Here is a 15,318-nt window from a genome sequence, read left to right as displayed (position 1 = left end):
TAATTTCTACATAAACTTTAATTCATTCAAAGAATCGGGCCGATATTGTCAAAAAAAAGGAGAAAAATACAATATCCGTTTTGCATATTGGAATTTACCCACTAATTTTGCAGTTCGAATGGATTTCTCATTTTCATATAATTAATTTTCAAATGGCAAACGCAGTTAATAAAGGGAGAGTTGCTCAAGTTATTGGGCCCGTAGTCGATGTAAGCTTCGAAGGAGAAGGTTCACATTTACCAGCGATTTTAAACGCTCTTTCTGTTACCAAATCAAATGGTCAGCATCTTATTTTAGAGGTTCAGCAACATTTAGGCGAAGATCGTGTAAGAACAATCGCAATGGAGGGTACAGAAGGTCTTCAAAGAGGTCAAGAGGTAATCGACAAAGGAACTCCAATGACCATGCCTACGGGTGATGGAATTAAAGGCCGTTTGTTTAATGTGGTAGGAGATGCTATTGATGGTATTTCACAGCCTAAGTCTGACAAAGGCTTGCCAATTCACCGTGCTGCGCCAAAATTTGATGAATTAGCGACAACAACTGAGGTCTTATTCACAGGAATTAAAGTTATCGACTTATTAGCTCCTTATGTAAAAGGGGGTAAAATTGGTTTGTTCGGTGGTGCCGGTGTAGGTAAAACTGTATTGATCATGGAGTTGATTAATAATATCGCGAAGGCTTACGAAGGTTTATCTGTTTTTGCAGGTGTAGGAGAGCGTACGCGTGAAGGAAATGACTTATTACGTGAGATGATTGAATCTGGCGTTATTAAATATGGTGAAGAGTTTAAGCATTCAATGGAAGCTGGGGAGTGGGATCTATCTAAAGTAGATCAAACTGAATTAGCGAAGTCACAAGCTACCTTGGTGTTCGGTCAAATGAACGAGCCTCCTGGAGCACGTGCACGTGTGGCTTTGTCAGGATTGACTGTAGCAGAGCACTTCCGTGATGGAGATGGCGAAGGTCAAGGACGTGATATCTTGTTCTTTATCGATAATATCTTCCGTTTTACACAAGCTGGTTCTGAGGTATCTGCCCTATTGGGTCGTATGCCATCAGCGGTAGGTTACCAACCAACATTGGCGACTGAGATGGGAGCGATGCAAGAGCGTATTACGTCGACAAAACGTGGTTCGATTACCTCGGTACAAGCGGTTTACGTACCTGCCGATGACTTAACGGATCCAGCGCCGGCAACAACGTTTGCTCACTTAGATGCGACAACGGTATTGTCTCGTAAGATTGCTGAATTAGGTATTTACCCTGCGGTGGATCCTTTGGATTCTTCATCTCGTATTTTATCTGCTGAAGTTTTAGGTGATTCTCACTACAATACAGCGCAACGTGTGAAGGAAATTTTACAGCGTTACAAAGAGTTACAAGATATCATCGCGATCTTAGGTTTGGATGAATTATCTGAAGAAGATAAATTAGTTGTTTCTCGCGCTCGTCGTGTACAACGTTTCTTATCTCAACCTTTCTTCGTAGCTGAACAATTTACAGGCTTGAAAGGCGTTCTAGTAGATATCAACGATACAATCAAAGGATTCAACGCAATCATTGATGGAGAATATGATCATTTACCTGAAGCTGCTTTCAACTTAGTGGGAACCATTGAAGATGCTGTTGTTAAAGGAGAAAAATTGATTGCAGAAGCTGCGAAATAATAAAAACTATGTTTGTAGAAATAATAACACCTGACCGTAAGGTATTCGCCGGAGAGGCTTCTGTGGTAACTTTACCAGGCGTGGATGGATCTTTTCAAATTTTGAATGATCACGCGGCCTTGGTTAGTACGCTAGAGAAAGGTACGCTATCGGCTGATAAGGATGTTTTTCAAATTGAAGGTGGTGTCGTTGAAGTATTAAACAATAAAGTTTTAATCCTTGCAGAAGGCATAAATTAATCATCAATGAAACGAGTTGCGATTTTATTTCTAGGTTTAGGTTTGCTGTCATCTTGTTCAGAAAAAACGCAGTTAACAGGTTCTTTAATGACTTTGATTAAAGAGAACCAATTGCCTTTAGATAAAATTCAGTTTTATAATGACAATGCCTTGTTTTTGGAACGCGAATTAAATGCTTCTGATGCCAATGTAAAATCGGGTAAGGTGATGATTGTCAATGGTAAGTCAATTAATCGTGTAAATCTAGAGCCACAAACGCCTGGCGTTTTAGTGAAAGAATCACAAGATCAATTATTGATTTCTTTTGAGGCAGGTGCTGGAATAGAAAAAAGCTTACATTTTGCTCCTGTTTTAGGTGAGCGAGGCGAGTATTACTATCAGTTAGTAGATGATTCGGGTAGTCCTACCTTTTCCCGCTTATCGTATGACGGTAACAAATATTTACTTTACAACAAGAAGAAGGTTCGTTTGCTAATCATGAAATCATCTTTTTCAGGTTTGAAGGTTAATAGCAAACGTATGCGTGGAAATCGAATCAAATAAGAATAGTTTCTAGAATTTTCAAAATAGGATGCTTGCATCCTATTTTTTTTTGTTTCAAATTTACTTGAGTATGCGCGCATACAAATACAAAATATGAAAGCAGAAAAAACCGTCGATTTCCAAATTAAGTCTAGTTGGTATGCTATCTCCCGCATGTACAACACATTTTCCGCCCAATTTGACATGACCATGGCTATCGGCTATGTGCTGTTGCACATCGACAAAGAAGGTACGCCTGCTACAAAAATTGCACCAGCGCTTGGTTTAGAGTCCAGAAGCTTAACGCGTATGTTGAAGACATTGGAGGATAAAAAATGGATCCGACGGGAGGCGAATTATGCCGATAAGCGTGTGGTAAAAATATTTTTAACTGATTTAGGGAAGCAGAAGCGTGATCAAGCGCGGCAAGGAGTTATTTTATTTAATGAGCTTGTTTATCAGCGCATTGGTGAGCAAAAAATTAGTGATTTTTTTGAAGTAATCGCTTCGATCAATCAGATATTAGAGCAAGAGTCAAATACAATTATAGAGTCTGTGTCAACAAAACTAAAGATAAAGCCATGAGTAGTTCAATAGCCATAAAGGGAGGTGAATTTTTAATTCGTCCGGTAGAACCTTTAGAAGTATTTATTCCGGAGGATTTCACTGAGGAGCAAAAGATGATCGGTCAAACGTGTCTTGATTTCATCAAGGCTGAAGTGCATCCTATTTTAGACCAGATTGATTATGCCACTGATACCTCGGTGATGGTTGGCCTTTTAGATAAGGCGGGCGAGTTAGGGTTGTTGGGCACTTCGGTTCCTGAGGAATATGGTGGCTTCGGTATGGATTTTAATACTTCTATGCTTGTGGCTGAGGCTTGTGGCGCTGGTCATTCTTTTGCTGTGGCACTTTCAGCGCATACGGGTATTGGAACCTTGCCTATTGTATATTATGGGACAGAGGCGCAAAAGCAAATGTATCTTCCCAAATTAGCATCAGGCGAATGGAAAGCCGCTTATTGCTTGACTGAGCCAGATTCCGGTTCTGATGCGAATGCAGCGAAGACGAAAGCAAAATTAAATTCAGCGGGGACACATTATGTGATTAATGGTCAGAAAATGTGGATTACGAATGGAGGATTTGCCGACTTATTTATTGTTTTTGCTAAGATTGACGATGACAAGAAGTTAACAGCTTTTCTAGTTGAAAAGTCATTTCCGGGCATAACCATGAATGCTGAGGAGCATAAAATGGGGATAAAAGGGAGTTCGACACGTCAAGTATTTTTTACGGACTGTGAGGTTCCTAAAGAAAATTTACTTTTTGAGCGAGAAGGAGGATTTAAAATTGCCGTAAATATTCTGAATATTGGTCGAATCAAATTAGCTGCAGCTGTGTTGGGTGGAGCAAAACAGGTAGTCGATCAGGCGGTGAATTATTCTTTTGAGCGTAAGCAATTTGGTCAATCAATTCAATCTTTTGGTGCGATTCAGGCTAAGTTGGCCTCGATGATTGTAAAAATTTATGCTTCAGAATCTGCGTCTTACCGTGCCGGTCAAAATATCGATGATTCGATTGTGAGTTTAAAGGCTGGAGGCATGGGTGATGCTGAGGCGAAGTTGAAGGGTGTTGAACAATTTGCCATAGAATGCGCCATTTTAAAGGTGCACGCTTCTGAGGTTCTTGATTTTGTCGTAGATGAAGGCGTTCAGATTTTTGGAGGAATGGGTTTTTCTGCGGAGGCGCCCATGGAGCGGGCTTACCGGGATTCACGTATTAACAGAATCTTTGAAGGGACAAACGAAATAAACCGTTTGCTTGCGATTGGAACCGTATTAAAGCGGGCCATGAAAGGGGAAATTGAATTAATGCCTGCGGCTATGGCTGTGGGTAAAGAGATTTTAGGAGTTCCAGATTTTATTAGTTCGGTGCCTGAGGGAATTTTTGGGAAAGAGTATCAGGTGATTGCGAATCTAAAAAAGGCAATACTAATGACTTCTGGTGCTGCTTTACAAAAATTTACAACGGCAATTGAGCAAGAGCAAGAAATTTTGATGGGTGTCTCGGATATGATGATTGAGGTGTACATCGCTGAATCTGCTTTAGCACGTGTTGATAAATTAGTTCAGCGTGATGGTCAGGATAAGCATCAGGTTGCCTATGAATGTGCACTTGTTTATTTACATGAGGCTGTAGATAAAATACATAATGCAGGAAAAGAGGTTATCATGGGATTTGCAAAAGGGGATGAGCTTAATGTATTGTTATTGGGATTGAAACGCTTTACGAAAATCGCACCTAAGAATTTAATTGAAGCAAGACGTGTGATTGCACAAGCTGCAATTGCAAAAAATGGCTATATTTTTTAATTTTTTCGGTTTTCAGGACAAATTATATATTTTTGATTTATATTTTTGCTAAAATCTTAATAACCCATAGTTACTTAACTTTAATTTTATGAAAAAACTACTATTAGTCTTGGCGATGATGCCGTTCTTTTTCGCTTGTTCTAGCAAGAAGAAAATGGCTGAGTTACAGTCTCGTTTGACAGAATTGCAAACTAGCAGTGACCAAGCGGTTTCACGTGCTAAATCAGATTTAGCTGATTGTCAATCATTGACAGCGAGTCTTCAAGGTGAAATCAAGAAGAGAGATGCTGATTTGGAAACTAAAACAGCTGCATTGAAGTCAATTCAGGAGCAATTAGATTATATGAAGAAGACAAATACAAATTTGTTGGATCGTTTGTCTGATCTTTCTGTTATTAATAAATCAGGTGCTGAGAGTATCCGTAAGTCATTAGATGCATTAAACGAACAAGGAAAATACATCAAAGACTTGAACTCATCTATTCAACGTAAAGACTCTGTTAATTTATCTTTAGTGATGAATTTGAAACGTTCTTTGGCTGATATTAACGATGAAGATGTAACTGTTGAAGTGAAAAAAGGTGTTGTTTACATCTCAATCTCTGATAAATTAATGTTTGCTTCGGGTTCAGCTAATGTAAATTCGAAAGCGGAAGCTGTATTAGCGAAAGTTGCTAAGGTGGTAAATGATCACAAAGATTTAGACATCTTGGTAGAAGGGCATACAGATGCGGTGCCTATTTCGACACCAGAATTTAAGGACAACTGGGATCTTTCTGCAAAGCGTGCTACATCTGTTGTTCGTTTGTTGCAGACGAAATTTGGAGTTGATCCTGAGCGTATGACTGCTGGAGGTCGTGGTGAATTTGAACCACAATCAGGTAATAACAGCCGCGCGGGACGTAAGCAGAATCGTCGTACAGAGATTATCGTGACTCCGAAGTTGGATCAGTTTTTTAACCTAATGACTCCTCAGACTTCTGGGAACTAATTAGGAGATTAGTATACATAAAAAAAGGCCTCATGAATGAGGCCTTTTTTTATGCGAATGTTCTTCGAACAAAATCTAGTTTTCTACGTGAGATGGGCAATGTGGTTCCTAGTGCTGTGGGAACTTCAGTTGCGCCTTGAGCATCGAATGCAGGGATATTTTCTTTGTTGACAAGATAGGACTTGTGTATACGTACAAATTGATTTAACCGTAATTGAGCTTCAAATTTTTTAAGGGTTTTTGCCATGACCACTTGTTTTTGATTTTTCAAGTGAACAATGCTGTAATTCCCTTTACCTTCAATGTATACAATGGTGTTTACAGGGCAGTTTTCAATTCCTGGTAATTTGATATCAATTTTCATACGTTCGCACTATTTTGCTTTTAAACTTTACAAACCTATAAAATTGGCTTATAGTAAAGCAAATTGACTTATCTAACGGTTGATTTTTTATCAAAAGGGCTTAGGGAGTTGTTGAAAATAAAAAAAGGTCTTCGATTGAAGACCTTTTTGCTCTGTAGCGGGGGCCAGACTCGAACTGACGACCTTTGGGTTATGAGCCCAACGAGCTACCAACTGCTCCACCCCGCGATGTAATTGGAGTGCAAATATGCAGGGTTATTTCGTGAAAAACAAGTATCTTTGCTAAAATAATCAATTTTTCCCTTAAGGGCATTGTTGTTTTTATATGGCCCATCAGCATAAAGCAGGTTTTATTAGTATCATTGGAAAGCCCAACGTAGGTAAGAGTACGTTGATGAATGCACTCGTGGGAGAGCGCCTTTCGATTGTGAGTTCGAAAGCGCAAACTACGCGTCATCGCATTCTAGGAATGCTTAACGGTGAGCATGAGGGTGATGAGTACCAAATCATATATTCTGATACACCAGGTGTACTGATGCCAAAGTATGAATTGCACAAGTCGATGATGGCTTTTGTGAAGAATTCATTAGAGGATGCAGATGTTGTGCTTTATGTGACAGATGTTTTTGATACCTATGAAGATTTGGATTTTTTGACAAATTGGAAGGATCATACAGAGACGCCTATTGTTGTACTAATCAACAAAATTGATTTGGTTACACAGGAGCGCTTGCAAGAATGTTTAGATTACTGGCAAGGGATTTTTCCTGGTCGGGCTATTTTACCCATTTCTGCTCAAGAAGGCGTGCATTTAGATCAAATTTTCAAACACATTGTTGAAAATTTGCCAGTTCATCCTCCATTTTTTGACAAGGATGAATTGACCGATAAACCAGAGCGGTTTTTTGCGGCTGAGATTATTCGGGAAAAGATTTTGATGAATTACAAAAAGGAGATTCCGTATTCTTGTGAAGTAGTGGTCACTTTGTTTAAAGAAGAGCCTGCTATTTTGCGAATTGCAACGGAGATTTACGTAGAACGTGTTTCCCAAAGAGCCATCATTATTGGTCATAAAGGGGAGAGCATAAAGAAGGTTGGGATTCAAGCACGGGCCGACTTAGAAGCGTTTTTTGGTAAGAAAGTATTTTTAGAGCAATTTGTGAAGGTTGAGCCAGATTGGCGTGCAAAAGCAGATAAATTGCGATCATTCGGGTATTCACCTGATTAATTTTTAAGACAAATGTCAAATATTGTAGCCATTGTAGGCCGTCCCAATGTGGGAAAATCAACGTTGTTCAATCGTTTAATTGAACAGAAAAAAGCAATCATGGACAACATGTCGGGCGTCACGCGCGATCGACATTATGGGTATGGCCAATGGACCGGAAAATTCTTTTCGGTTATTGATACCGGTGGATATGTGCATGGTTCCGAAGATATTTTCGAAGGTGCTATTCGCGAACAAGTCGAATTGGCGATTGAAGAATCTGCGGTATTATTGTTCGTCGTAGATTGTCAAACTGGATTAACCGATTTAGATAAGGATTTTGCTAAGGTATTACGTCGGTCAAAAAAACCTGTCATTTTAGTAGCTAATAAGGCCGATACGCATGAAAAAGCGATGGCTTCAGCGGAATTTTATGAGCTAGGTTTAGGAGACCCTTTTCCAATTGCAGCAGAAAGTGGTAGTGGCACTGGAGATATGTTGGATGTAATGATCTCACATTTTAAAGACGAAGGAATTGAAAATCCAGAAGCTGGTGTGCCGCGTGTTGCTATTCTTGGACGCCCGAATGTAGGGAAATCATCCTTTTTAAATGCGTTGCTTGGACGTGATCGTTCGATTGTCACCGATATGGCTGGGACGACACGTGATGCGATTCAAAACCGCTACACCCTTTATGGAAAAGATTTTATAATCACGGACACCGCAGGTATACGTCGTAAGGCGCGTATTGATGATAATATTGAGTATTACTCTGTTCTTCGTTCTATTAAGGCCTTAGAGGAGTGCGATATTGCTATCATATTGATTGATGCGACTACGATTGACCCGTTAACGGGTTTAGAGGCGCAAGACATGAATATTGTCAGTATGGCTGATAAAGCTAAGAAAGGCATTGTCTTGATGGTGAATAAGTGGGATTTGGTTGCGAAAGATACCAATACGGCAAACGCACTTGAAAAGGCTATCAAAGAACGAATGGCTCCATTGAATTACATGCCAGTGATATTTACATCTGTGATGGAGAAGAAGCGAATTTTCCAAGTTTTGGAAATGATGCTTCAGGTATATGAAAATCGTTCACAAAAAATATCTACATCCAAATTAAACGATGTGATGTTGGACGTTATCCAAAGCTATCCACCACCAGCTTGGAAAGGGAAATATATTAAAATTAAATATTGCACGCAGGTTTCTACACCATACCCAACGTTCATTTTCTTCTGTAATTTACCTCAGTATATTAAAGAAAGTTATGAGCGTTATTTAGAGAATCAAATGCGAAAGAATTTTCAATTGGATGGTACCCCCATCTCCTTATTTTTCCGCAAGAAATAGTTTATCTATCGACGAAAGGCTGATTTTCCCTAATTGGCCTTTCGCTCCGATTCCCCAGATTTCCTCACCTACTTGTATGATATTGTGATAGGAGCTAGGACCTAGGTTTTTCCATTGTTTCTTTTTTTCATGATAGGCCGCGCTTTGACTCGGTCCGGATACAATCCAATATGGTTTAGCCCAAATCACCTTTTCCATGTAGAAGGAGGGATTATCATTTAATTTCTGCCAGCTTTTCCCGCCATCCTGCGTTGTCAATATTGGGATGGAACTCTCATTTAACTTTCGGTAATCTCCACCTACAGCCCAAAATGTTTTCTTATTTTTCGAACCAATTGAAAAATAGCCTTTGGCTTCCCCGGTTGGTATGTTAGTCTCCGTATAATTCCACGCTGATTTTGGATTATGTTTCTGGTAAATTCGAGCAAGCGTACCGCCACCGCCTGTCAGCAACAAATGATCGCCTTGCATACTTAAACTTGATCCACTAGCCGCAAAGAATGCTTCTTTAGGTTGAAGTAACGGAGAATTTGCTGTGTCAATTTGGGTAAATATATTGTTTCTTATTTGGAATAAGGTAAGTTTTTGTTGAATTGGATCTGCTAAAAGCCAGCCTTCTTGTTGGTTAATATCCCATTGCATACAGTCAAAGAAAAATCCAGGTTCCTTCTTTTCAAATACTATTTTCCAATTCTCGCCTGCATCTAGTGTATGCCATATACTCGCTTTCCCTTCTTCAGATGGTCCCGCACTCATGAGTAAAACGTCTTGTTTGTTAAGAATAACCAGATCTCGGAAATCAAGTTTCTCAGCACCCGGAATTTGCATGAATCTCCAGGTCTTTCCAGCATCTGAAGAATGGCCAAATGTACCTTGGGTACCACCTGCCCAAATCTCTTGACCTAAAGACTTTAAGGCTCTAAAGGATGATTTGGTAGGTATCTCAACGGGCATCCATTGACCAAAGCTTTGGCATAAGATACCTATGAAGCAAATTATTGTATATTTTTTCATCATAAAAAAAGCCGCTCTTTTGGGAGAGCGGCTTAAAGATATTAGAAGAATTTTATTTGTTTACAATAATCTTGCCAACGAATGATTTGTCTTCAGCGGCTTTGATTTGTAAAATGTAAATTCCGTTTGCTAGGCCAGATACATTTAGTTTGTTTGTACCTAGTGTATTTTCCAACTTACCGGAGAATACAGCGCGTCCTACCATATCGAAGATCATTACATCAGCATTTGACCAATCCTCTAAGATTTGGATATCGATGTTCCCTGCTGTTGCTGGATTTGGATAAATCGCAACACCTGAGAACTCAGGATCTACGGCATAGTTGTAGCTAACTGTTCTCGTAAAGCAATTTAATGGAGTTCCTTCGATAACATATGCATATCTTCTTCTAACCGTATAGTCTCCTGCAGTCTTCACCTTCGTGATAAATGATTTAGGATTCAATAACGTTGTTCCAAATTTCCATTCGTAATCACCGCCTTTACCAGCGCCGTCTGTAGCTAAGAAGTTTAATGCCTTTAAGGTATATACTCCTTCTTTAACGATGGATGCATTAGGTGAAACTGGATTTTCTTGAACAATTACTTTAATCTCGCTAGAGAAAAGAGAAATACATCCATTTCCGTCAGTTACTTTAGCTGAATAAGATCCACTTGTTCTAACACCAGTATATACTTTACCTGTTGAAGCGGAGCTTGTTCCTTTATTAATGAACCAGTTTGTCGTAAAATTGGTGGTAGCAACTAAGTTAACGGCATTGAACACATTAAAGTCTGCATCAGAGCGTTGGCAGAAAATTGGAGATAATCCATTTTCTACAGCAACCGATGGTGCTGCTGGCAATTTAAATACTTTGATTTCAGTTGTATCAGATGGCAAAGAGAAACAACCTAAGGTGTCTATCGTACGAACTGTAAAGAAACCTATTTTTGAAATATCGATAATTTTAGTTGTCAAAGCATTATTCCACAAATACTTGGTTGGTTGACCATTAGGCAAGTCTGAAGACTCTAATCTAGCTTGAATTGGCTTGTCTTCACAGAATCCTGTTGGAGTCAACGCTTTGATTGTTGGCTTTACTGGACGCTCATAATTTGTAACTGCTACTGAATCAGATTGATCAGAGGTACACCCGTAGTTGGAAACATAGTTTACTGTAACAGATACATTACTACCAATCACAAATGTAGGTTTCGTTCCATAATTAGGAGCTGCAACACCATTGACGAACCAATTAAATTTCTCTGGTCTTGTTGGCTTGCTCTTCGCTTGATCAGCCGGATTGTACAAATAACCCTGATTCAATACGAATGCAGAATCTTTAACGGCTAAAGTAGTTGTCGCATCTAAACAGTATTTAGGATTTCCGACGATTGAAGGCTTTGGTAATTTAACATACCACAACATGATTTCATTGGAGGTTTTTGTTGGGCATTCCGCGTCTTTGGGAGTCAATCGGATAAAATATTTACCACGGCTATTATCCGCAATTAATTTTGCTGTTAAGGTTTCAGAATCTGCACCTGTTGCGCCACGAGCAGCTGCGCCGTATAAACCTTTAGATTCAGCTTCTTCCATTAACCAAAGAGCATTGACGTACGGGCGATATTTATTGATGTCATAGCTTGAATTAATGACAACGGTCTCTCCTTTGCAAACTTCTTTTGTAAAGGCATCTGGTGGACCTACTGCTGAAATAGAAACATTTGGTGCGCCAATAGCACGTTTTAGACCAAATCTAAATCCTTTTTGGGAATATGAACCTTCAAGGCCTGCAACGTTATTAAATGTACATTCTGCTGAGTAGGTGCCTTCTTGAAAATTATTACCACTAAGTGTTAAAAATTCATCTCCTGCATTCCAAACAGTTCCATTTGGAGTAACCCAACGGGTTTCTCCAAAACAGCCATCCGCGCGCAACCGAGTGGTGCCTGTATTAGTGTCATCTGCATCCGAACACTCTAATCGCTGTACAGAAATAGTTGGTTTGTAATCACTGATACGAGGAATCATTACAGCAATAGTCACTCGTGTATATGTGCCATAGCTTCCATTAGGGCTTTTGCAACGGACAAAATAACTATAAGGTTCTTTGGCATCTCGTCCAAATTTATTTAACACAACGGTTTGAACATTAAGTCTGCCATCGGCACCTGAACCTGATGCATAATACTCATCCCAATCGCCTGGAGCATCCATTTCTGTTGTGCCGAATTTATTTTCGGAACGCCAATCATACGTATATGGGCTCGGACAACCTGTGGCTACAAACTTACTTGCATACCCGTCGACTCCCGCAATGGTCACATTGCCAACCTTACCGTCGATTCTTGCTTGCTGTCCAAATGCAGCGGCGCTAGTCAATAACACAAGGGCTGCAATGAGGTTGTTTTTAAAAGATTTAGTCATTATCGTAAGAAATAATTGAGTAGATGATTTGGATTTTTTTTACTTGTAATTTTCCAAGCCACAAGTTAAAAATTTTTTTCTGATTTACAGAAGAAATTTATCGTTAGGTCACTTTTTGTGCATTTTTTTCATGCAAGGATTTATCAGAATCGGCTGTCGGCATTCATGAAATATTGTTTAAATTTGAAGCTTGATTCCAAGTGTTAGGGATACAAAAATTCTGATGTCATATTATAAGTTTTAACAATCATTGATTAAATGGAAGAGTTGCATTCGAAGTCGTTGAATTTTTTAGAAGAGATTGTTCAAGATGATCTTGCAGCTGGTAAATATCCTAATGGGATTTTTACTCGATTCCCGCCTGAGCCTAATGGATACTTACATATTGGCCATGCCAAAAGTATTTGTTTGAATTTTGGACTTGCCCAACGCTTCGGTGGTCGTACGAATTTACGTTTTGATGATACCAATCCGATGACTGAGGAAACAGAATATGTTGATTCGATCAAGCATGATGTTTCCTGGTTGGGGTTTCAGTGGGAGAATGAATTATATGCCTCTAACTATTTCGAGCAAATCTACCAATTTGCTATCAGCCTAATCGAAAAATCTTTGGCCTATGTAGACGACTCTTCTGCAGAAGAAATTGCTGCTCAAAAAGGTACCCCGACCACACCAGGCACCAATAGCCCATTTCGCGACCGTTCAGTCGCTGAAAATTTAGCACTATTTAAAGCCATGCGCAATGGCGAATTTCCAGACGGCGCAAAGGTTTTACGAGCCAAAATAGACATGGGACACCCCAACATGCACATGCGAGACCCTTTAATGTATCGCATTCGGCACGTTCCTCATCACCGCACTGGTAATCAATGGTGTATTTATCCCATGTACGACTTTGCCCATGGACAAAGTGACTCCATGGAAGGGATTACCCATTCTATTTGTACGCTAGAGTTTGATGTGCACCGTCCCTTATACGATTGGTTTATAAATAAATTAGAAATTTTCCCAACCCATCAGTACGAATTTGCGCGCTTAAATCTGTCACATACCGTCATGAGCAAGCGCAAATTGTTACAAATGGTGAATGAGAAATTAGTTAGCGGCTGGGACGATCCGCGCATGCCCACGATTTCGGGATTACGCCGAAGAGGTTATACGGCTGCGTCCATCCGTAATTTTTGTGACCGAATTGGAGTTGCGAAGCGCGACAACCTAATAGATATTAGTTTGTTGGAATTCTGTATCCGTGAGGATTTGAATAAAACGGCCGACCGCGTGATGGCTGTGATGGATCCCGTTAAATTAATTATCACAAATTATCCAGATGGTCAAGTCGAAGATTTGATGATTGAAAATAATCCGGAAGATCCTGAAACAGGCAAACGAATTGTGCCATTTACCAAAGAACTTTATATTGAGCGGGATGATTTCATGGTTGACCCTCCGAAAAAGTTTTTCCGATTGGGGCCTGGCCTTCAGGTTCGGCTAAAAGGGGCTTATATTATCACTTGTGATCAATTCGAATTGAACTCTGATGGCTCTGTCAAGGAGATTCACGCAACTTATATTCCTGAGTCCAAGTCAGGCCAAGATACATCAGGTATTCATGTAAAAGGCACGATTCATTGGGTTTCAATTCCGCATGCAATTCAAGCAGAAGTTCGTTTATTTGATCGTTTGCTTATCGTGGAAGATGCAGGTGAATTAGGGGATGATTACACAAAATTCATTAATCCTGAATCTCTCGAGGTGATTACAAACGTTTTTGTAGAACCTAGCTTAAATCAAGCTAAGGTTGAAGAAGCTGTTCAGTTTATACGTAAAGGATATTTCTGCCTGGATAAAGACTCAAGTCCAGATCATTTAGTATTTAATCGAACCGTATCGTTAAAAGATACGTGGGCGAAAGAACAAAAGAAGTAATTATTTTTTGGCGAAAAGGGAATCGACAAAAGCGGTCTTATTAAACACTTGCAAGTCAGATACTTTTTCGCCAACCCCTATGTATTTAACCGGAATTTTGAATTGATCCGAAATCCCTATCACCACACCACCCTTCGCAGTCCCATCTAATTTGGTAATTGCGAGTGCCGTGATTTCAGTTACTTTCGTGAATTCTTGTGCCTGAATAAAGGCATTTTGGCCTGTAGATCCATCCAGAACGAGTAAAACTTCATGCGGAGCCTCAGGAATGAATTTCTGAATGACACGTTTGATTTTGCCTAGCTCAGTCATCAAGTTGACTTTGGTGTGTAATCTGCCCGCCGTATCAATGATTACAATATCAGCCTGCATGTCCACGGCCTGTTTCACCGCATCATAAGCTACCGCTGCCGGATCCGTATTCATTCCATGATCAATGACCGGGATTCCTACGCGCTCTCCCCAAAGTTTCAATTGGTCCACTGCGGCTGCACGAAACGTGTCCGCAGCTCCTAGAACAACCTTTAATCCATTTTGATGAAACTGGGAGGCTAATTTTCCAATGGTCGTCGTTTTTCCAACTCCATTAACACCCACCACCATGATCACATAGGGTTTTTGGCTAGGTTCCGCAAACGCATTTTCAATGTCGTATGATTTGTTCTCATCCAACAGCGCCGCAACCTCTTCCCGTAATACTTGATCTAATTCCTCCGTAGAAACAAACTTATCGCGTTCCACACGACGCTCAATGCGCTCAATGATTTTTAGTGTGGTGGCTACGCCAACATCCGATGTCAATAAGATTTCTTCTAGCTCATCTAATACATCATCGTCAACTTTGGATTTCCCCAAAACCGCACGACCCATCTTAGAAATTAAGCCCTCCTTGGTCTTTTCCAAGCCTTTATCTAAGGCCTGCTCGAGGTCTGCTTGCTCCTCAGGAGCCGGCTTCTTCTTGAAAAAATCAAATAATCCCATCCGCTTGTGCGTATTTTATGAGGTGAAGGTAATAAAAAAAAGTCCCTGATGAAGGGACTTCAAATATTCTAGCTAAAAATGTGCCGACGAAAAAATTAGTTTTTCAACGCTGCATTAACCTCATCTTGAAGAATAATCTCTTCTTTGAAGGTATACGCACCTGTCGTTGGGTTTTTAACCGCCTTAATGATTTTAGCGTACTTAACGCCTCCTTCTTTCTTTAGTGTTGCAACTACTTTCTTTGCCATAATTCCTGGGTATTA

The 15,318-nt window shown here is 39.9% G+C and carries 14 protein-coding genes and 1 tRNA gene; 9 read left to right on the top strand and 6 right to left on the bottom strand.

The features are described 5' to 3' along the window. The first annotated feature begins 152 nt into the window (after positions 1–152). The 6 genes from atpD to U0R10_RS05900 all read left to right on the top strand — a co-directional run bounded on the left by atpD (position 153) and on the right by U0R10_RS05900 (position 5,794). On the top strand, positions 153–1,670 hold the full coding sequence (gene atpD / locus U0R10_RS05925) for a F0F1 ATP synthase subunit beta (protein ID WP_377983039.1): 1,518 nt from the start codon (positions 153–155) through the stop codon (positions 1,668–1,670). An 8-nt stretch (positions 1,671–1,678) separates the two neighbouring features. After that, positions 1,679–1,909, top strand: a complete 231-nt coding sequence (locus U0R10_RS05920) for a F0F1 ATP synthase subunit delta/epsilon (protein ID WP_377983038.1) — start codon at positions 1,679–1,681, stop codon at positions 1,907–1,909. Positions 1,910–1,915: 6 nt separating this feature from the next. Beyond that, positions 1,916–2,452, top strand: a complete 537-nt coding sequence (locus U0R10_RS05915) for a hypothetical protein (RefSeq protein WP_377983037.1) — start codon at positions 1,916–1,918, stop codon at positions 2,450–2,452. Between the two features lie 93 nt (positions 2,453–2,545). Further along, positions 2,546–3,016, top strand: a complete 471-nt coding sequence (locus tag U0R10_RS05910) for a MarR family winged helix-turn-helix transcriptional regulator (protein ID WP_377983036.1) — start codon at positions 2,546–2,548, stop codon at positions 3,014–3,016. Then, the gene (locus U0R10_RS05905) at positions 3,013–4,803 is read left to right on the top strand and encodes an acyl-CoA dehydrogenase family protein (protein ID WP_377983035.1); all 1,791 of its coding nucleotides are present in this window, start codon (positions 3,013–3,015) and stop codon (positions 4,801–4,803) included. Before U0R10_RS05910 ends, U0R10_RS05905 begins: the two co-directional genes overlap by 4 nt. An 88-nt stretch (positions 4,804–4,891) precedes the next feature. After that, entirely contained in the window at positions 4,892–5,794 is a 903-nt protein-coding gene (locus tag U0R10_RS05900) for a flagellar motor protein MotB (protein ID WP_377983034.1), read from the top strand. A gap of 49 nt (positions 5,795–5,843) precedes the next feature. Here U0R10_RS05900 and U0R10_RS05895 read toward each other — a convergent pair whose 3' ends face one another. Both U0R10_RS05895 and U0R10_RS05890 read right to left on the bottom strand, forming a co-directional pair. Further along, positions 5,844–6,158 (bottom strand): LytR/AlgR family response regulator transcription factor, encoded by a 315-nt coding sequence (locus U0R10_RS05895; protein WP_377983033.1) that lies wholly within the window; start codon positions 6,156–6,158, stop codon positions 5,844–5,846. Between the two features lie 155 nt (positions 6,159–6,313). Then, positions 6,314–6,386: transfer RNA gene (locus tag U0R10_RS05890), tRNA-Met, on the bottom strand. Between the two features lie 97 nt (positions 6,387–6,483). Here U0R10_RS05890 and era point away from each other — a divergent pair. Next, positions 6,484–7,386, top strand: coding sequence for a GTPase Era (gene era / locus U0R10_RS05885; protein WP_377983032.1), 903 nt, complete (start codon positions 6,484–6,486; stop codon positions 7,384–7,386). A 12-nt stretch (positions 7,387–7,398) separates the two neighbouring features. Continuing rightward, the gene (der, locus tag U0R10_RS05880; RefSeq protein ID WP_377983031.1) at positions 7,399–8,721 is read left to right on the top strand and encodes a ribosome biogenesis GTPase Der; all 1,323 of its coding nucleotides are present in this window, start codon (positions 7,399–7,401) and stop codon (positions 8,719–8,721) included. On the opposite strand, the gene U0R10_RS05875 is transcribed toward der, so the two are convergent. Both U0R10_RS05875 and U0R10_RS05870 read right to left on the bottom strand, forming a co-directional pair. Then, entirely contained in the window at positions 8,701–9,738 is a 1,038-nt protein-coding gene (locus tag U0R10_RS05875) for a WD40/YVTN/BNR-like repeat-containing protein (protein WP_377983030.1), read from the bottom strand. The two genes, der and U0R10_RS05875, sit on opposite strands and share 21 nt — an antisense overlap. 49 nt (positions 9,739–9,787) lie before the next feature. After that, on the bottom strand, positions 9,788–12,145 hold the full coding sequence (locus U0R10_RS05870) for a T9SS type A sorting domain-containing protein (RefSeq protein ID WP_377983029.1): 2,358 nt from the start codon (positions 12,143–12,145) through the stop codon (positions 9,788–9,790). A gap of 258 nt (positions 12,146–12,403) precedes the next feature. Here U0R10_RS05870 and U0R10_RS05865 point away from each other — a divergent pair, with 258 nt between their 5' ends. After that, positions 12,404–14,074 carry a glutamine--tRNA ligase/YqeY domain fusion protein gene (locus U0R10_RS05865; RefSeq protein ID WP_377983028.1) on the top strand — a complete coding sequence of 557 codons (1,671 nt, stop codon included), beginning with the start codon at positions 12,404–12,406 and terminating at the stop codon, positions 14,072–14,074. Here the strand turns inward: U0R10_RS05865 and ftsY are convergent, their stop codons facing one another. Further along, entirely contained in the window at positions 14,075–15,055 is a 981-nt protein-coding gene (gene ftsY / locus U0R10_RS05860) for a signal recognition particle-docking protein FtsY (protein ID WP_377983027.1), read from the bottom strand. A 95-nt stretch (positions 15,056–15,150) separates the two neighbouring features. After that, positions 15,151–15,303, bottom strand: coding sequence for a DUF4295 domain-containing protein (locus U0R10_RS05855; protein ID WP_109324168.1), 153 nt, complete (start codon positions 15,301–15,303; stop codon positions 15,151–15,153). Between the last annotated feature and the right edge of the window lie 15 nt (positions 15,304–15,318).

This window comes from Aquirufa avitistagni (assembly GCF_042715545.1).
Taxonomy (GTDB): Bacteria; Bacteroidota; Bacteroidia; order Cytophagales; family Spirosomataceae; genus Aquirufa; species Aquirufa avitistagni.
The sequence above is the reverse complement of the archived record's forward strand: the minus strand, read 5'-3'. Positions and strand labels throughout refer to the sequence as shown.

What these genes read in the sequence shown, in the direction of transcription:
- U0R10_RS05905 (WP_377983035.1), top strand. Translation starts at nt 3,013, where the DNA reads ATGAGTAGTTCAATAGCCATAAAGGGAGGTGAATTTTTAATTCGTCCG.
- U0R10_RS05875 (WP_377983030.1), bottom strand. Translation starts at nt 9,738, where the DNA reads ATGATGAAAAAATATACAATAATTTGCTTCATAGGTATCTTATGCCAA.
- U0R10_RS05865 (WP_377983028.1), top strand. Translation starts at nt 12,404, where the DNA reads ATGGAAGAGTTGCATTCGAAGTCGTTGAATTTTTTAGAAGAGATTGTT.
- atpD (WP_377983039.1), top strand. Translation starts at nt 153, where the DNA reads ATGGCAAACGCAGTTAATAAAGGGAGAGTTGCTCAAGTTATTGGGCCC.
- U0R10_RS05870 (WP_377983029.1), bottom strand. Translation starts at nt 12,145, where the DNA reads ATGACTAAATCTTTTAAAAACAACCTCATTGCAGCCCTTGTGTTATTG.
- ftsY (WP_377983027.1), bottom strand. Translation starts at nt 15,055, where the DNA reads ATGGGATTATTTGATTTTTTCAAGAAGAAGCCGGCTCCTGAGGAGCAA.
- der (WP_377983031.1), top strand. Translation starts at nt 7,399, where the DNA reads ATGTCAAATATTGTAGCCATTGTAGGCCGTCCCAATGTGGGAAAATCA.
- U0R10_RS05855 (WP_109324168.1), bottom strand. Translation starts at nt 15,303, where the DNA reads ATGGCAAAGAAAGTAGTTGCAACACTAAAGAAAGAAGGAGGCGTTAAG.
- U0R10_RS05895 (WP_377983033.1), bottom strand. Translation starts at nt 6,158, where the DNA reads ATGAAAATTGATATCAAATTACCAGGAATTGAAAACTGCCCTGTAAAC.
- U0R10_RS05910 (WP_377983036.1), top strand. Translation starts at nt 2,546, where the DNA reads ATGAAAGCAGAAAAAACCGTCGATTTCCAAATTAAGTCTAGTTGGTAT.
- era (WP_377983032.1), top strand. Translation starts at nt 6,484, where the DNA reads ATGGCCCATCAGCATAAAGCAGGTTTTATTAGTATCATTGGAAAGCCC.
- U0R10_RS05900 (WP_377983034.1), top strand. Translation starts at nt 4,892, where the DNA reads ATGAAAAAACTACTATTAGTCTTGGCGATGATGCCGTTCTTTTTCGCT.
- U0R10_RS05920 (WP_377983038.1), top strand. Translation starts at nt 1,679, where the DNA reads ATGTTTGTAGAAATAATAACACCTGACCGTAAGGTATTCGCCGGAGAG.
- U0R10_RS05915 (WP_377983037.1), top strand. Translation starts at nt 1,916, where the DNA reads ATGAAACGAGTTGCGATTTTATTTCTAGGTTTAGGTTTGCTGTCATCT.